Raw genomic sequence first — 15,116 nt, 5'->3', positions numbered from 1 at the left:
ATTGTATCGCGCCGCGGACACGCCAAGCTTGTCGGTGTCCGGCCCCGGACCTTGCTATGATCGCGGGATACGCAACATTTTGAACATGCGGGCGCCCGCCCGCCACCGGATATCAAGACGATGGCAGCCAATCTCGACGTACAAGCGCGCTATTTCCCGCACACGCAGGACCAGCTCAAGGAAATCGCCTCGGACATCCTTCGCCATGCGAAGGCCCTCGGCGCGACGGATGCCGCGACCGAAATCTCCGAGGGCGACGGCCTGTCGGTGTCGGTGCGCCGCGGCGAAGTCGAAACGATCGAGCACAACCGCGACAAGATGGTCGGCGTGACCGTGTTCATCGGCAAGAAGCGCGGCAACGCGAGCACGTCGGATTTCTCGCCGGGCGCGATCAAGGATACCGTCGCCGCCGCCTACAACATCGCGCGCTTCACGGCCGAGGACGAGGCCGCCGGCCTCGCTGAAGCCGAGCTGCTCGAAACCGACCCGCGCGACCTCGATCTGTACCACCCGTGGGCACTGACGGCCGACGAGGCCGTCGAGCTCGCCCGCCGCGCGGAAGATGCCGCGTTCGCGGTCAGCCCGCAGATCCGCAATTCGGAAGGCGCGAGCGTGTCGGCCCAGCATTCGCAGTTCGTGCTCGCGACGTCGCGTGGCTTCCTGTCCGGCTACCCGTACTCGCGCCACTACATCGCATGCGCGCCGATCGCGGGCAGCGGCCGCCACATGCAGCGCGACGACTGGTATTCGTCGAAGCGCAGCGCGACCGATCTTGCGGCGCCCGAAGCGGTGGGCCGTTATGCGGCCGAGCGTGCGCTTGCGCGGATGGGCGCGCGCCGTCTCGACACCCGCAAGGTGCCCGTGCTGTTCGAGGCGCCGCTCGCGGCCGGCCTGCTCGGCGCATTCGTCCAGGCGGTGAGCGGCGGTGCGCTGTACCGCAAGACGTCGTTCCTGGTCGACAGTCTCGGCAAGCCGGTGTTCGCGCCGCACATCCAGGTCGTCGAGGATCCGCACGTGCCGCGCGCGATGGGCAGCGCGCCGTTCGACGAGGAAGGCGTGCGTACGCGTGCGCGCAGCGTCGTCAAGGATGGCGTGGTCGAAGGCTACTTCCTGTCGACCTATTCGGCGCGCAAGCTCGGCACGCAAACCACCGGCAACGCAGGCGGCTCGCACAACCTCGCGCTGCGTAGCTCGAACACGCAGCCGGGCGACGATTTCGACGCGATGCTGAAGAAGCTCGGCACGGGCCTGTTGCTGACCGAGCTGATGGGGCAGGGCGTGAACTACGTGACGGGCGACTATTCGCGCGGCGCGGCGGGCTTCTGGGTCGAGAACGGCGTGATCCAGTATCCGGTCGAGGAAATCACCGTCGCGAGCACGTTGCAGGAAATGTTCCGGCATATCGTCGCGATCGGCGCCGATTCGATCGTGCGCGGCACGAAGGAAACCGGCTCGGTGCTGATCGAGCAGATGACGATCGCCGGGCAGTAAGCGGCGCGCGGCATCGGCCGCCATCAAACAAAAAAGCCCGACGGCGTGAGTGAGCCGGTCGGGCTTTTTTATTGCGCGCGATGCGTCAGCCGCGCTTGCGCTCGTAGACGACGAACGCATAGCCGAACGTGTTCGGCGCGGCCGCCTGGTGCGCATCGCGCGACACTTCCTGCCAGTGCTCGGCGTCGGGTGCCGGGAACGACGCGTCACCGTCGAAGTCGGCATCGATCTCGGTGACGACCAGCTTGTCGGCGAGTGCGAGACCTTCCGTGTAGAGTTGCGCGCCACCGATCAGGAACGCCTCGGGCACCCCGTCGCGCGAGGCGAGCGCCAGTGCGTCGGCGAGCGACGTGACCGTGTCGCAGCCGTCGAAGCGTCGCGCCGCATCGCGCGTAACGACGATGTTGCGGCGGCCCGGCAGCGGCCGGCCGATCGACTCGTGGGTCTTGCGGCCCATCACGATCGGTGCGCCCATCGTCGTGCGCTTGAAGAAGGCGAGATCCTCGGGAAGTTTCCAGGGCAACTGGTTGTCGCGGCCGATGATGCCGTTGCGGGCACGCGCGACGATCAGGGTCAACGTCGTCATGAAGGTCGGGGAGAGGAAAACCGGAATGGCGCCGATTCTACCGGAACGGCGGCGCGCACCGGTTCCGGGTGCGCGCATCCGCCTTCCGGCGCTGTGCGCCGCGACGGTCGAAGCCACGCGTCGCGGCGACGGAATGAATAAAAAGCGTGCCCGCCGGGGGACGGAGCACAAAACCGTTTCGTGTCGAGAGATCGCGAATGCAGCCACTGATCGATGCTCTCCGGCCTGCCCGGATCAATACGTCATCCTGATCAAATGGCTCGATCGACGGTCATTGGTGCGTACTGCCTTGTGCGGTGCCTTCCATCGCGTGCTGCACGTCGCCCGGCTGCGGTATCGGGAGCGGCATCGGCAACTGGGGCGGCGGGGGGATCTCGTCCCACAGTGTCACCGACGTCCTGCCGGCCGGCAGCGGTTGCGGCGCCGACACGGTCACGATGCCGAATCCGACACCGTGCTGCATGCCCGGCGCGTTCGATGCAAGCAGCATGGCGTGATCCGGCTTCGAGCTTTCGTCTGCGTGTACGGGCGAGGGCGGGCCGGCGGCCGCGACCGCAATGGTCATCGGCACGAAAGAAAGTAAAAGATGTTTTCGCATGGTCGATGTCTCCGACGGTTTCCCTATTCAGCGAAATGCATGCCATCGCGCCGCGACCGTTGTCGAGACTGCGATTCGTGCGCAAGCGTTGCGAGTTGCGTCGGAAAACGACTGAAAATGTTTCAGGCCTGAAACGAGGGGGCTCGGGAATACTGCGGATTCAATCGATACGCTTCAAGGATGAAAATCGGTGCATGTGTCGATGACTGCATGCATCGCTGCACAGGTGCTATGTGCAGACGATTGACATGCATCGACCTCCTGAGCGATTCGGCCGTATCGCCCGCGGCACTGAAATCGGATTGTCGTATTCAGTGCCTATAACTAAGCTATCTTGATCAAAATAACTGGACGCGAGATAAGCGCCATCATGCGAGGCTTTGTCGTTGCCGAGCATCGGCATGGCGAATCGAGCCGCCTTCGGCTGCCCCGATTCGATCCTTTCGCACGCATACTGACGTGCACGGCAATCGTTAGACGGTTGAGGAACGGGGTGAGCATATGGGAGTCGATCAGCGGCATGTGATCTACTATTCGCGCGAGCCGAACGACGCGTTGCGCGGCCATTTCGACGAATGCGGCTGGCGTGTCGATCTCGCGGAGACCGTGCGGGACGTACGGCGCGTCGTGCAGCACGGTGTCGCGACGGCCGGGCTGCTGGATTTTTCGCCGGGCTTCAAGCCCTCGGACCTGCGCGAACTCGAATCCTGTCTGAGCATTCAGCACATCGGCTGGATCGCGGCGACGCGCCGCGGCCAGTTGCAGGACGCCACGCTGCGCCATCTTATTCGTGACTACTGTTTCGACTACGTGACGATGCCGTACGAGACGTCGCGGATCGTCGAGACCGTCGGTCATGCGCACGGCATGGTCGCGCTGACCGAAACCGCTGCACCGCCCGTCGGCACGGGACGCAGCGAAGGCGAAATGGTCGGAACCTGCGATGCGATGCTCGGGCTCTTCAGGACGATTCGCCGCGTCGCGGCGACCGACGCACCGGTGTTCATCTCCGGCGAATCGGGTACGGGCAAGGAGCTGACGGCGGTCGCGATTCATGAGCGCTCGTCGCGCGCGCACGCGCCGTTCATCGCGATCAATTGCGGCGCGATCCCGTCGACGCTGCTGCAGGCCGAGCTGTTCGGCTATGAGCGCGGCGCGTTCACCGGCGCGAACCAGCGCAAGATCGGCCGCGTCGAGGCCGCCAACGGCGGCACGCTGTTTCTCGACGAGATCGGCGACTTGCCGCTCGAAAGCCAGGCAAGCCTGCTGCGCTTCCTGCAGGAAGGCAAGATCGAGCGGCTCGGTGCCCACGTATCGGTGCCCGTCGACGTGCGCGTGATCTGTGCGACGCACGTGGACATGGACGCAGCGCTGCGCGAAGGACGGTTCCGCGAGGACCTGTTCCATCGCCTGTGCGTGCTGAAGATCGAGGAGCCGCCGCTGCGCGCGCGCGGCAAGGATATCGAGATACTTGCGCGCCACATGCTCGAGCGTTTCAAGGGCGACGCACATCGCCGCCTGCGCGGCTTTTCGCCTGATGCGGTCGCGTCGCTGTACGGCTATTCGTGGCCGGGCAACGTGCGTGAACTGATCAATCGCGTGCGCCGCGCGATCGTCATGTCGGAGGGGCGGATGATCACCGCCGCCGATCTCGAGCTGAACGAATTTGCGACACTCGCACCCGTGTCGCTGCTGGAGGCGCGTGAGGCGGCCGAACGGCAGGCGATCGAGCAGGCGCTGTTGCGCCATCGCGGCCGTTTCGCAGATGCCGCGCGCGAACTCGGCGTGTCGCGCGTCACGCTCTACCGGCTGATGTGTGCGCACGGCATGCGCGATCGCGGCGACACGCTGACAGGGTTTTCGGCGCCGTTGCAGGAGCTTCCGCATCACGCTTGCTAAAATTGGCGGGTACGGCCGCCCTCGCGGCCGAAGGAACCCGCATGAAACAGTATCTCGATCTCGTTCGTACCATTCTCGATACCGGCACCTGGCAGGAGAACCGCACGGGGATCCGCACCATCAGCATGCCGGGCGCGATGCTGCGCTTCGACCTGCAGCAAGGCTTCCCGGCCGTGACGACCAAGAAGCTCGCGTTCAAGTCGGCGATCGGCGAACTGGTCGGTTTCCTGCGCGCTTCCCGCAGCGCGGCCGATTTCCGCGCGCTCGGCTGCAAGGTGTGGGACGCGAACGCGAACGAGAATGCCCAGTGGCTTGCGAACCCGTATCGCCAGGGCGTCGACGATCTCGGCGACGTGTACGGCGTGCAATGGCGCCAGTGGCCGGGCTACAAGGTGCTCGACGCGGGCGCCGACGCGCAGATCGCCGATGCGACGCGCCGCGGCTTCCGGATCGTTACGCGTTTCGACGAAGACGGCGCACCGAAGGTGCTGCTGTACAAGGCGATCGACCAGTTGCGCCAGTGCCTGGACACGATCATGGAGAACCCGTCCGATCGTCGCATCCTGTTTCACGCGTGGAACCCGGCCGTGCTCGATCAGATCGCGTTGCCCGCGTGCCATCTGCTGTACCAGTTCCTGCCGAACGCTACGAAGCGCGAAATCTCGCTGTGCCTGTACATCCGCAGCAACGACGTCGGCCTCGGCACGCCGTTCAACCTGACGGAAGGGGCCGCGCTGCTGGCGCTCGTCGGCCGGTTGACCGGCTACACGCCGCGCTGGTTCACGTACTTCATCGGCGACGCGCACATCTACGAGAACCAGCTCGACATGCTGCAGCGCCAGCTCACGCGCGAGCCTTACGACAGCCCGCGGCTCGAGATTTCCGAGCGTGTGCCGGATTACGCGAAGACGGGCGTCTATGAGCCGGAGTGGCTGGACCGGATCGAGCCGTCGGATTTCTCGCTCGTCGGCTATCGTCACCACGAGCCGCTGACCGCACCGATGGCCGTCTGATCGCGCGGCCCGGGCCGCGCGGAGGCATCGATCCGCTTCCCGCAGGAAAATGGCCCGACCGGCTGATACCGGTCGGGCCATTTTGTTTCACGTTTGCGGCGCTTACTGGCGGTGCCGCTCTTCGTGGCCGCCTTGCGGGGGCGGGTTGCTCGGGTGTGGCGCCTCGACGTGCGGCGCCGGTTGCGGCCGCGGTTCAATGCGCGGTGCGGGCATCGACGGGCGCGGCTCCATGCGTGGCGCCGGTTGCGGTCTCGGCTCCATGCGCGGCGCCTGCGGTTGCGGGCGCGGCATGTCATGCACGGCCGGGGCCGGCGGCCGGTACTCGTTCACACGTGGCGGGGCGACCTCGCGGTGCGGCGCCGGTTGCGCGAATTCGGGGTGCGGTTGCCCATGCTGCGCCGGTGTCGGGAATTCGGGGCGCGGGCGCGGCTGCGGAATCTGCGCCGTATTGTCGAGCCGTGGTTGCGGCAGTGCGCGCGGCGTTTCGTTCCGGCCGCCGGGCTGCGCGCCCTGCAGTGTGGGCGCGCCCTCCGGGTGCGGGATCGCCGCGCTGCGCACCGGCGGCAGCGCATTCTGTCCCGCCGCATGCAGTGCAGTGGGCGGAGCAGGGCGCTGGCGCTCCATCGGTGTGTGCGGCTGCATCCACGCGGGCGACGGCGCCTCGGCCGCGTGCGCATTGCCGATGCCGGCCGGACGATTGTTCGCTACCGGCGGATGGGGGACACCGTTGCCGGGCCCGAACGCCTGATGCGGCGCGGGGTTGCCGGGTGCCTGCGGCATGCCGCCGTTGGCGAAGTGCGGTGCGCCGGGGTTTTCGCCGTTCGTGGGCCGCGCGACATTCGGCACGCCGGGCATCGGTGTTCCCGGCCGCCCGGCCTGCAAGGCGGCCGGCTGGCCCTCGCGAGGCGCGCGAGCCGGCTGCACGACGGGGCCGTGCGGATTCACGAGCTGCACGTTGTGCATCGCCCATGCGCCGCCACCCGGTTTGCCCGGTACGCGGACCGGACGCGCCGTATAGTCGGCCGGCACGTTCGTCTTCACGACGGGCGCGCCGGCACCCGGCACGCGCCCGCCTTGCTGCACGAGGTGGGCGGCGGCCTGGTCGCGATACGCGGCCGGCACGGCGGGATTGCGCGTGGCGACGTACGGATGCTGGGCAATTGCCGCCGGCGGGCGGTAGCTCGCATTGCGCAGCCCGCCGGTGAAGCTCTGGCGCACCGGCGCAATGCCCGGCGTACCCGGCGTGACATGCGCATTGCGCCATTGCTGCGGGTCGACGTGCTGCGAGAAGTGTGCGACAGGCTGGCCGTGCACGAACGCGGAAGCCGGTACGGCCGTGATCGCGTGCGGCGCACGGAAGTTGACGTAGGTCTTGTTGATGTTGGTGATATTGGTGATGTTCGTCACGTTCACGGTCTTGTTCACGTTGACGTTGTTCACCACGATGTTGCGGTTCACACGGTCGTAGTAGTGCGGGCTCCAGCCGCCCCAGCCCGGATGCCACGGTTCGCCCGGGCCGAGCGCGAACCACGCGCAGCCGGCCGCGGCGACGCCGCCCACCGTGAGCGCGACGCTCCAGTCGGGGCCGCCGCCACCGCCGACGAACGCGACGAGTGCCGGTGCATAGGCCGGCGGCTGGCTGACGGCCAGCGGGCCCGGTACCCAGGCCCAGCTATCGTCCACGTACGCCCAGCGGCCGTAGTGATACGGCGCGAAACCCCATGGCGCGTCGTCGACCCACGTCCAGCCCCACGGGGCCTGCCAGATCCAGTGGCCGTCGTGATACGGCGCCCAGTCCGCCGGCGTATCGTTCGGCACCCATACCTGGCCGTAATTCGGGGTGTCGCGCCACGTGCCGTTCGCGTCGAGATCCTGGTAGCCGGGAATGTCACGGGACACATAGCGGGCCGACACCGAGCGCTCCTCGGCCGCATCGCGGCTGGCGGCCCACCGGTCGAGCGCATCGGGGCCGGGGGCGGCGGCTTGCTGCGCGACCTGCAGGTCGGTGCCCGTGAACACGACCTGCTGCCCCGGTGACAGCGGATACTGGCCGTTGCTGCCGTAGACGGTCGCGCTGCCGCTGCGCACCGTGACCGTCGTGCTCGCGCCGTTCGGCGCGACGTCGACGCGATAGTCGCCGGGGCCCGTGATGCCGAGCGCGAGGTTCGGCGTGTCGATTTCGTACGATCCGCCGGCCGGCAGATCGCGCACGTGAGTCGATACGGTGCCGAGCCCCACTTTCAGCTGGGTCGTCGTGTCGTCGAGGTTCAGTACCGACAGGCTCGTCGACTCGCCGAGCCGCACCGCGGTCGAGCCGATATGCAGTTCCGAGCGCGCACCGGCATCGTTCCAGAGCTGGTCGCCGGTCGTCAGCGGCCGGTTCACGGCGGCATACGACCACGTATCGGTGCCGGCCGGCTCGGTCGTCACGGCGCCCGACAGGTAATTGAGCCGTGCGACACGGCTGGGCGGGTCGCCGCCCGGTTGCCGTGCCGCGGCCGCATACGGAGGGGCGTCGGCCGATTGCGCGAATGCGGGGGGCAGGGCCGCAAGCGCGACGAACGCGAGCAGCGTGCAGCGGGCGGTTCGCTTGAGCGTGAACAGGGTGGCCATGGTGAGCGTCTTCGTCATTGTCGCGGCGCGTCGATTCGTGCCGTTGAGTTCACAATATCCGCTCGGCCTGTTTCAATGCTCGGTGTTTTGTAAGTCGAATGGCACGCGATGTAACAAAACCTGTCGATCGCGCGCCGTTGTCGTGCAGACGCAATGCGGGCGTCAAGCGGACGTAAGCCACTCGTCGAAAACCTGCTGTCCGGGCACGGTGACGCGCAGCACGCGCGGCCGTGCCGCACGCTCGATCCAGCCGTGCGCGCAGAAGCTCTCGAGCAGTGCCGCGCCGAGCGCGCCGCCGAGGTGTGAACGCCGCTCGCTCCAGTCGAGGCATCCGCACGCGAAGCGGCGCCGGCGCGTGCGCTGCTGTGCGACGTCGATGCCCCATTGCGCAAGCGCCTGCGTGCCGAGTTCGGTGGTCTCGATCGCATCGCCGTCCGCCTGCAGCCAGCCGCGTGCGGTGAGCCCGTCGAAGATGCGCACCGCGAGTTCGCCGGCCATGTGGTCGTAGCAGGTGCGCGCATAGCGCAATTCGGCCGGGACCGTGCGGGACGGCGGCGGCGCCGCGCGATGCGGCGCGGCCGCGCGGGCGACGTTCGCGAGTGCCTCGAGCGATGCCGCGATGTCGGCCGATGCGATCCGGTAGTAGCGGTGCCGGCCGCGCACGTCGAGCGCGAGCAGGCCGCCTTCGGTCAAGCGTGAGAGGTGGGCGCTTGCGGCGGAGGGCGACAGCCCCGCGATCATCGTCAGCTCGCCTGCCGGCCGTGCGCTGCCGTCCATCAGCACCCACAGCATCGCGGCGCGTCCCGGGTCGGCGATCAGCGAACCGATGCGGCTCAGGCCCGGAAAGTGGTGGTCGTCTTGGTCGGTCATCGTCGTGTCTCGTCAGGCGGGATGGTCTCCAGTGTAGTGGGCGCGCGCATTCGATGTTTCGGTTCCGGCTGAAATGTCGGATGCAGACGCGCCGGCGGCGTCGGTGCGGCGAACCGGGCCGCGGCCGCGTGCGGCCCGCGCGTAGAATGGCCGAAAGCGGCGGCAGCGGGCTGCCGCACGTGACACGACGCAACGATGAAGACGATTTTCTGTTTGCTGGCGGCAGCGCTCGTCTGCGCGGCCTGTGCGCAGGGCGGTGCGGGCGCGGCCGGCGAGCGCGGCGGCAGCCTCGAGATGTACGGGACGATCGATCAGGGCATCACGGTGCGCCGCTGACCGGCGCCGGCCACATGCACACCGGGCACGGCCCCACAGCCGCGCCACGCGGGGCGCCCCGCGACGCGTTGCCGCAGTGCAACGTATAATCGGCCGATTACAGCGCCCCTGCCGCCTGGAGCCAACACGATGTCCCAACCGTTCCCCGTACCGGCCGCCCTCGACCGCACCGAAACCGTATTCCGCTTCCTCGCCGAACCGTCGTCCGTGAACTTCGGCGGCAAGGTGCACGGCGGCGCGCTGATGAAGTGGATCGACGAAGTCGCGTATGCGTGCGCGGCCGTCTGGTCGAGCCGCTATTGCGTGACGGTCAGTGTCGGCAACATCCGTTTCCAGCGTCCGATCTTGGTCGGCAATCTCGTCGAGCTGAAGGCGCGCGTCGTTGCGACGGGCCGCACCAGCATGCACATCCATGTGTCCGTCCATGCCGGGGATCCGAAGGGCGGTGTGCTGCGCCAGACGACCGATTGCCTCGTCGTGTTCGTCGCGGTCGACGAGAACGGCAACCCGGTGCCGGTGCCGGCGTTCGTGCCCGAGACCGATGAGCAGAAGGTGCTCGCGAAATATGCGGCCGACGTGCGGGCCGCGCTCGACAAGATCGTCGAGATGAAGCCGGAAGAAGTCGCGAAAGGCGCGGTCTGACCGCGGCGGGCGCCGCGCATCGCGCCGCGCCCGCGATTCCGCCGGTCGTCGTTCCGTCAGCGCGACCCGATCATCTGCTCGGGGCGCACCCACGCATCGAATTCCGCCTCGGTCAGGTAGCCGAGCGCGAGCGCGGCTGCCTTCAGCGTCGTGCCTTCCTTGTGCGCCTTCTTTGCGATCTGCGCCGACTTGTCGTAGCCGATGTGCGGATTGAGCGCCGTCACGAGCATCAGCGATTCGTTCAGCAGCAGGTCGATCCGCGAGCGGTTCGGCTCGATGCCCACCGCGCAGTGGTCGTTGAAGCTCTGCGCGCCGTCGGCGAGCAGCCGCACCGACTGCAGCACGTTGTGCGCGATCATCGGCCGAAACACGTTCAGCTCGAAATTGCCGCTCGCGCCGCCGACGTTGACCGCGACGTCGTTGCCGAACACCTGGCAGCACAGCATCGTCACGGCTTCGGACTGCGTCGGGTTCACCTTGCCCGGCATGATCGAGCTGCCCGGCTCGTTTTCCGGAATCGACAGTTCGCCAAGCCCGCAGCGCGGCCCGCTCGCGAGCCAGCGGACGTCGTTCGCGATCTTCATCAGGCCGGCAGCCACCGTCTTCAGGGCGCCGTGCGCGAACACCAGTGCATCGGCGGCCGCCATCACCTCGAACTTGCTCGGCGCCGTCACGAACGGCAGCTTCGCGAGCCGGCCGATTTCATCGGCGACACGCACCGCGAACTCCGGATGCGCGTTCAGCCCCGTGCCGACCGCGGTGCCGCCGAGCGCGAGCTCATACAGGTGCGGCAATGCCGATTCAACGTGACGGATGCCCTGGTCCAGCTGCGCGACATAGCCGGAAAACTCCTGGCCGAGCGTGAGCGGCGTGGCGTCCTGCAGGTGCGTGCGGCCGATCTTCACGATGTCGGCGAAGGCCTTCGACTTCGCGTCGAGCGTCGTGCGCAGCGTGCGCAGCGCCGGCAGCAGGTGGTTGACGATCGCGTACGCGGCCGCGACGTGCATGGCGGTCGGGAACACGTCGTTCGACGACTGGCCGCGGTTCACGTCGTCGTTCGGATGAACCTTGCGCGCTTCGCCGCGCTCGCCGCCCATCAGTTCGCTCGCGCGATTCGCGATCACCTCGTTGAGGTTCATGTTGGTCTGCGTGCCGGAGCCCGTCTGCCACACGGCGAGCGGGAATTCGCGCGGATGCTTGCCGGCGATGATCTCGTCGGCCGCGTCGATGATGGCGCGCGCCTTGTCGTCGGCCAGCACGCCGAGCGACTGGTTCACGGCCGCCGCGGCGCGCTTGACGATCGCGAGCGCGTGGATCAGCTCGGGCGACTGCTTCTCGGTCGAGATCCGGAAATTCTGCAGCGAGCGCTCGGTCTGCGCGCCCCAGAGCCGGTCGGCCGGTACGGCGATCTCGCCGAACGTGTCGCGTTCCATCCGAACTGCTTCGTTCATGATCCACTCCTCCAGGAAAGGGGAAAGGCCGCGCGTCGTCGCGCGGCATCAGGCATAACCAGACGTATCGTGAGGCAGTCGCGCCGCTGGCGCGGCGTCTCGAGGTCTTCAGCCGACTAGCATAGCGCCGGCCGGGATTTCGCGTCGTGTCGCGCTCAGTGCGGCGACGTCATGAGCGACGCGCTCTTCAGATGAAAGCGCCACGCCATCAGCACGGCCACGCTGGCAAGGCCGGCCGCGAGACCCCACCAGAGGCCGCGGGCGCCGAGGCCCACGTGGAACGCGAACCAGTAGCCGGTCGGAAAACCGATGCCCCAGTAGCCGAGGGTCGCCGCGAGCATCGGGATGCGCGTGTCCTTCAGGCCGCGCAGCGCGCCCGACGCGACGGTCTGCGCGCCGTCGACGATCTGGAACACCGCGGCGATACCGAGCAGCGACGCGGCGAGCGACACCGTGGCCGCGTTCGACGGATCGTCGAGGTTCAGGTACAGGCCGACGATCGCGTGCGGCGCGACGATCAGCACGATGCCCGACAACGTCATGAACGCGACACCGAGGCCGAGTGCGACGAAACCCGCGTGCCGCGCGGCGACGGGCGCCCCCGCGCCGACCCAGTAGCCGACGCGCACGTTGGCGGCCTGGCCGATCGCGAGCGGCACCATGAACGCCACCGACGCGACGTTCAGCGCGATCTGGTGCGCGGCCAGCGACGTCGCGCCGAGCACGCCGATGGTCAGGCCGGTTGCGAGGAACAGCGTCGACTCGACCCCGTACGTGATCGCGACCGGCCAGCCGATGCCGATCAGCTCACCCATCATGGGCAGCTTCGGGCGCGCGGCGGTGACGAAATGACGGAAGCGCTGCCGGCCGTGCAGCAGCCAGATCAGGGCGAGCGCGGTGAGCCAGATCGTGATCGTCGTCGCGACCGCCGAACCGAGGAAGCCGAGGCGCGGCAGCCCGAACGCGCCGTGGATCAGGCCGTAGTTCAGCACGGCGTTGACGCCGACGCCGCCGATCGACACCCACAGCAGCCGCCGCGCCGCGCCGATCGCCGGAAGGAATGCACGCATCAGCCCGACACCGATCAGGCTGCCGAGCGCGGCGAAGCGCAGGATGCCCGTGTATTCGCCGACGTGACGCGCGAGCAACGGCGGCTCGTGGAACATCAGCAGGATCGGTTCGGACAGCGACAGCGCGATGATGGCCGGAATCGCGAGCAGCACGGACAGTGCGAAGCCGGTCCAGTAGATGTGCGGTACGCGCTCGTCGGCCTTGGCGCCGCGTGCGTGCGCGACGCTGACGCTGACCGACGACAGGACGCCTTGCAGCACGGTCACGATGACGAAGAAGAAGTTCGCGCCGAGCCCGCCCGCGGCGAGCGAATCGGGGCCGAGCGAGCCGAGCAGCACCGTGTCGGTGACGCTCATCGCCATCTGCGAGAGCTGCGCGATCGCGAGCGGCGCGGCGAGGCGGGCGGTATCGGCGGCATGACTGGACAGGGACGGCGGCGCGGCGGCCGTCCGCGTAAGACCGGAATGCGACATGGAATGGGCGCTCGCGCGGGTGCGGGCCCGCGCTATATGTATTTATTTTGAGAGACGGCTAGCTTACGGCTTTATTCGAACCGTGTCGAACGCGCGCGCCGATGGCCATGTCGCAGGCAGGGGAACCGTCGGCCCTAGGCTTCGCGCACCGCAATGCGCGTGTCGCCGAGCAGGACGACCTGGCCCGCGCGGATCTTGCAGGTCTTGCGCAGTTCGACCGCGCCGTCGACTTTCACCGCGCCGGATGCAACGATCAGCTTCGCGCTGCCGCCGCTGTCCGCGAGGCCGGTGATCTTGAGAAGGTTGTGCAGCTCGACGTATTCGCCGGTCAGCGTGAAATCCAGGTTGGGCATGACGAAGAAGGTGCGCAAGGCGCGGGAGGAAACGCTCCGCATCATACGGCACCGCGGGCCGGCACGCGAGCGCGGGCCGCCGCGGCATGCAGTTGTTAAGGACTGTGAGCGATTCGTCAGCAAATGAAACGGTGGGTAACAGTCTGAGAGATTCGAGAACCGGCCGGGCGCGCCGCGGGTCTTTTTCGTACCTGCTGCGTGTTGCGGCAGGGGAAGCGACGGGCCGCATCGCTGCGGTTCGGGCTCACAACTTCCTGAGGAGAATTGCCATGTCCAAGATTCGTACGATGCTGATCGGTGCCGCGCTGACGGCGTTCGCTACTTCGGCCGCATTTGCCCAGACGGGCACGGCGGTGCAGGGCACGGCCGGTGCCGGCGTGCAGGCGCAGACGCCGGCGGCGGGTGTCGGTGCCGGCATGCAGGGCAGTGCGGGCGCGAACGCGTCGGGCAATGCCGCCGGCGGTGCAACCGATGCGGTCGGCGCGGCAGCCGACGGCGCGAAGGATACGGCGGCGTCGGCCGTCCACTCGGCCAAGAAGCACACGAAGCATGCCGCGAAGTCGGCCAAGAGCCATGTCGGTTCGGCCAAGGCGAAGGCCGGCGAAGCGACCGAAGGCGGCGCATCGGTCGGTGCTGAGGGCGGTGCATCGGCCCAGGGCGCCACGCAGTAAGCGGTGCCTGGCGCCGCGCGACGCTCGTCCCTGACGGTGCGTCGCGACGGCGGTCATCCAACGGCCCGGTTCGCATTGCGCTAACCGGGCCGTTTTCGTGTGTCGATGCGCTTGGGGGCGCCGTTACGGGCGGCGCTGTCCTTGCCCTTGTCCCGGACCCTGTGCCGGCCGCGCGGCAGCCGGGGTGAATACGCTGCGCAGCCACGCGGCGAGCCGTGCGAAGACGTCGTACGGCTCCTCGACGAAGATCTCCGGCTTCAGCAGCCGCAGGTATTCCATGATCTGCTGCGCTTCCTGCTTCTGGAACGAGCCGTGCGCGAGCCCGAGCCGCAGCAGCCCGCGCAGTTCGCCGAGCTTGTCGCGCGCGGTGCTGCCGACGCTCATCTCGCACGCGAGCTTGGCCTCGTAGACCCGTTGCCGCAGCGATTCCGCGAGCCGCCACGCCGGTGTCTGCATCAGTTCCTCGAGTGCCTGGATGTCTTGCGCCGCTCCCTTGATCTGCGACGCGAGCGGGTCGATCAGCGACGGGTCGCCCTGCGCTTCGGCGACGATCGCCTTCGCCCAGTCGCGGCACGCCTTCGCGAGTTCGTCGGGGGTCCATTCGGAGCGGGACGCGAAGCCGAAGCCGAATTCGCCGGCCTGTCGCATCAGGATCGCGACGACGTCCGGGAATTCCTTGTCGAGCGTGCGTTTGGCCCACGCGTACTGGCCGCCCTGCAGCATCCGCTGTACCGCGTGCTCGGTCAGCGGCACCATGTTGTCGAGCAGTTTGGCGCGCAGGAAATCCTCGAACGACGGCGTCGCGAACTGCGGGTCGAGTTTCAGCGACACGCGGACGAACGCATCGTAGTCCTTGCGCAGGGACTCGAGCGTGTCGTCCTTGAGGGAAAGGGTGATCTGGCCCATGAATCGTCTCGATGGCGGCCCGCGCAAGCCGGCGGCCGGCACGGCGCACCGGGGCGGGCGCAGCGTCGACTGACCGGTGCGCGCCGAGGCCGGTGGCGGGTCTTCATCCCCTATATCGGCCTGCCGGGCGGAAACTTGAGCGC

14 protein-coding genes are annotated in these 15,116 nt (G+C 68.0%); 6 read left to right on the top strand and 8 right to left on the bottom strand.

Annotation, left to right across the window (positions count from 1 at the left end):
- The first annotated feature begins 120 nt into the window (after window positions 1-120).
- Entirely contained in the window at window positions 121-1,491 is a 1,371-nt protein-coding gene (gene pmbA, locus ABIC51_RS33490) for a metalloprotease PmbA (RefSeq protein WP_027788039.1), read from the top strand.
- Between the two features lie 85 nt (window positions 1,492-1,576).
- On the opposite strand, the gene ABIC51_RS33485 is transcribed toward pmbA, so the two are convergent.
- Window positions 1,577-2,077, bottom strand: a complete 501-nt coding sequence (locus tag ABIC51_RS33485) for a dihydrofolate reductase (RefSeq protein WP_060357421.1) — start codon at window positions 2,075-2,077, stop codon at window positions 1,577-1,579.
- A 271-nt stretch (window positions 2,078-2,348) separates the two neighbouring features.
- Window positions 2,349-2,567: a hypothetical protein gene (locus ABIC51_RS33480; RefSeq protein WP_226128618.1), complete on the bottom strand. Its 219-nt coding sequence runs from the start codon at window positions 2,565-2,567 to the stop codon at window positions 2,349-2,351.
- 609 nt (window positions 2,568-3,176) lie between these two features.
- On the opposite strand from ABIC51_RS33480, the gene ABIC51_RS33475 reads away from it, so the two are divergent.
- The gene (locus ABIC51_RS33475; protein WP_027788036.1) at window positions 3,177-4,574 is read left to right on the top strand and encodes a sigma-54 dependent transcriptional regulator; all 1,398 of its coding nucleotides are present in this window, start codon (window positions 3,177-3,179) and stop codon (window positions 4,572-4,574) included.
- A gap of 41 nt (window positions 4,575-4,615) precedes the next feature.
- Entirely contained in the window at window positions 4,616-5,587 is a 972-nt protein-coding gene (locus tag ABIC51_RS33470; RefSeq protein ID WP_027788035.1) for a thymidylate synthase, read from the top strand.
- 102 nt (window positions 5,588-5,689) lie between these two features.
- On the opposite strand, the gene ABIC51_RS33465 is transcribed toward ABIC51_RS33470, so the two are convergent.
- On the bottom strand, window positions 5,690-8,200 hold the full coding sequence (locus ABIC51_RS33465) for a DUF6600 domain-containing protein (protein ID WP_175897943.1): 2,511 nt from the start codon (window positions 8,198-8,200) through the stop codon (window positions 5,690-5,692).
- Window positions 8,201-8,362: 162 nt separating this feature from the next.
- A complete protein-coding gene (locus ABIC51_RS33460) occupies window positions 8,363-9,070 on the bottom strand; it encodes an ArsR/SmtB family transcription factor (protein ID WP_027788033.1) in 708 nt (235 codons plus the stop codon).
- A 195-nt stretch (window positions 9,071-9,265) separates the two neighbouring features.
- Between ABIC51_RS33460 and ABIC51_RS33455 the strand changes: the two genes are divergently transcribed.
- Both ABIC51_RS33455 and ABIC51_RS33450 read left to right on the top strand, forming a co-directional pair.
- A complete protein-coding gene (locus ABIC51_RS33455; protein ID WP_006753078.1) occupies window positions 9,266-9,406 on the top strand; it encodes a hypothetical protein in 141 nt (46 codons plus the stop codon).
- Window positions 9,407-9,535: 129 nt separating this feature from the next.
- Window positions 9,536-10,048, top strand: coding sequence for an acyl-CoA thioesterase (locus tag ABIC51_RS33450; RefSeq protein WP_175897850.1), 513 nt, complete (start codon window positions 9,536-9,538; stop codon window positions 10,046-10,048).
- A gap of 56 nt (window positions 10,049-10,104) precedes the next feature.
- On the opposite strand, the gene fumC is transcribed toward ABIC51_RS33450, so the two are convergent.
- The 3 genes from fumC to ABIC51_RS33435 all read right to left on the bottom strand — a co-directional run bounded on the left by fumC (window position 10,105) and on the right by ABIC51_RS33435 (window position 13,396).
- Window positions 10,105-11,499, bottom strand: coding sequence for a class II fumarate hydratase (gene fumC, locus ABIC51_RS33445; protein ID WP_027788032.1), 1,395 nt, complete (start codon window positions 11,497-11,499; stop codon window positions 10,105-10,107).
- 155 nt (window positions 11,500-11,654) lie between these two features.
- Entirely contained in the window at window positions 11,655-13,043 is a 1,389-nt protein-coding gene (gene norM, locus ABIC51_RS33440) for a multidrug efflux MATE transporter NorM (RefSeq protein ID WP_175897849.1), read from the bottom strand.
- A gap of 134 nt (window positions 13,044-13,177) precedes the next feature.
- The gene (locus ABIC51_RS33435) at window positions 13,178-13,396 is read right to left on the bottom strand and encodes an RNA-binding S4 domain-containing protein (protein ID WP_021159725.1); all 219 of its coding nucleotides are present in this window, start codon (window positions 13,394-13,396) and stop codon (window positions 13,178-13,180) included.
- A 269-nt stretch (window positions 13,397-13,665) separates the two neighbouring features.
- Between ABIC51_RS33435 and ABIC51_RS33430 the strand changes: the two genes are divergently transcribed.
- On the top strand, window positions 13,666-14,067 hold the full coding sequence (locus ABIC51_RS33430) for a hypothetical protein (protein WP_124545037.1): 402 nt from the start codon (window positions 13,666-13,668) through the stop codon (window positions 14,065-14,067).
- A 123-nt stretch (window positions 14,068-14,190) separates the two neighbouring features.
- Here ABIC51_RS33430 and ABIC51_RS33425 read toward each other — a convergent pair whose 3' ends face one another.
- Window positions 14,191-14,973 carry a DUF4088 family protein gene (locus ABIC51_RS33425; RefSeq protein ID WP_027788029.1) on the bottom strand — a complete coding sequence of 261 codons (783 nt, stop codon included), beginning with the start codon at window positions 14,971-14,973 and terminating at the stop codon, window positions 14,191-14,193.
- Between the last annotated feature and the right edge of the window lie 143 nt (window positions 14,974-15,116).

Origin of the sequence: Burkholderia sp. 572 (genome assembly GCF_040545135.1) — a bacterium.
Taxonomy (GTDB): Bacteria; Pseudomonadota; Gammaproteobacteria; order Burkholderiales; family Burkholderiaceae; genus Burkholderia; species Burkholderia cepacia.
Note: the sequence above shows the minus strand (reverse complement) of the source record. Positions and strands in the feature narration are given on the sequence as shown.

Excerpts from the sequence above, each read along its gene's own strand:
- pmbA (WP_027788039.1), top strand. The coding sequence starts at position 121 with ATGGCAGCCAATCTCGACGTACAAGCGCGCTATTTCCCGCACACGCAG.
- ABIC51_RS33485 (WP_060357421.1), bottom strand. The coding sequence starts at position 2,077 with ATGACGACGTTGACCCTGATCGTCGCGCGTGCCCGCAACGGCATCATC.
- ABIC51_RS33480 (WP_226128618.1), bottom strand. The coding sequence starts at position 2,567 with ATGCTGCTTGCATCGAACGCGCCGGGCATGCAGCACGGTGTCGGATTC.
- ABIC51_RS33475 (WP_027788036.1), top strand. The coding sequence starts at position 3,177 with ATGGGAGTCGATCAGCGGCATGTGATCTACTATTCGCGCGAGCCGAAC.
- ABIC51_RS33470 (WP_027788035.1), top strand. The coding sequence starts at position 4,616 with ATGAAACAGTATCTCGATCTCGTTCGTACCATTCTCGATACCGGCACC.
- ABIC51_RS33465 (WP_175897943.1), bottom strand. The coding sequence starts at position 8,200 with ATGGCCACCCTGTTCACGCTCAAGCGAACCGCCCGCTGCACGCTGCTC.
- ABIC51_RS33460 (WP_027788033.1), bottom strand. The coding sequence starts at position 9,070 with ATGACCGACCAAGACGACCACCACTTTCCGGGCCTGAGCCGCATCGGT.
- ABIC51_RS33455 (WP_006753078.1), top strand. The coding sequence starts at position 9,266 with ATGAAGACGATTTTCTGTTTGCTGGCGGCAGCGCTCGTCTGCGCGGCC.
- ABIC51_RS33450 (WP_175897850.1), top strand. The coding sequence starts at position 9,536 with ATGTCCCAACCGTTCCCCGTACCGGCCGCCCTCGACCGCACCGAAACC.
- fumC (WP_027788032.1), bottom strand. The coding sequence starts at position 11,499 with ATGAACGAAGCAGTTCGGATGGAACGCGACACGTTCGGCGAGATCGCC.
- norM (WP_175897849.1), bottom strand. The coding sequence starts at position 13,043 with ATGTCGCATTCCGGTCTTACGCGGACGGCCGCCGCGCCGCCGTCCCTG.
- ABIC51_RS33435 (WP_021159725.1), bottom strand. The coding sequence starts at position 13,396 with ATGCCCAACCTGGATTTCACGCTGACCGGCGAATACGTCGAGCTGCAC.
- ABIC51_RS33430 (WP_124545037.1), top strand. The coding sequence starts at position 13,666 with ATGTCCAAGATTCGTACGATGCTGATCGGTGCCGCGCTGACGGCGTTC.
- ABIC51_RS33425 (WP_027788029.1), bottom strand. The coding sequence starts at position 14,973 with ATGGGCCAGATCACCCTTTCCCTCAAGGACGACACGCTCGAGTCCCTG.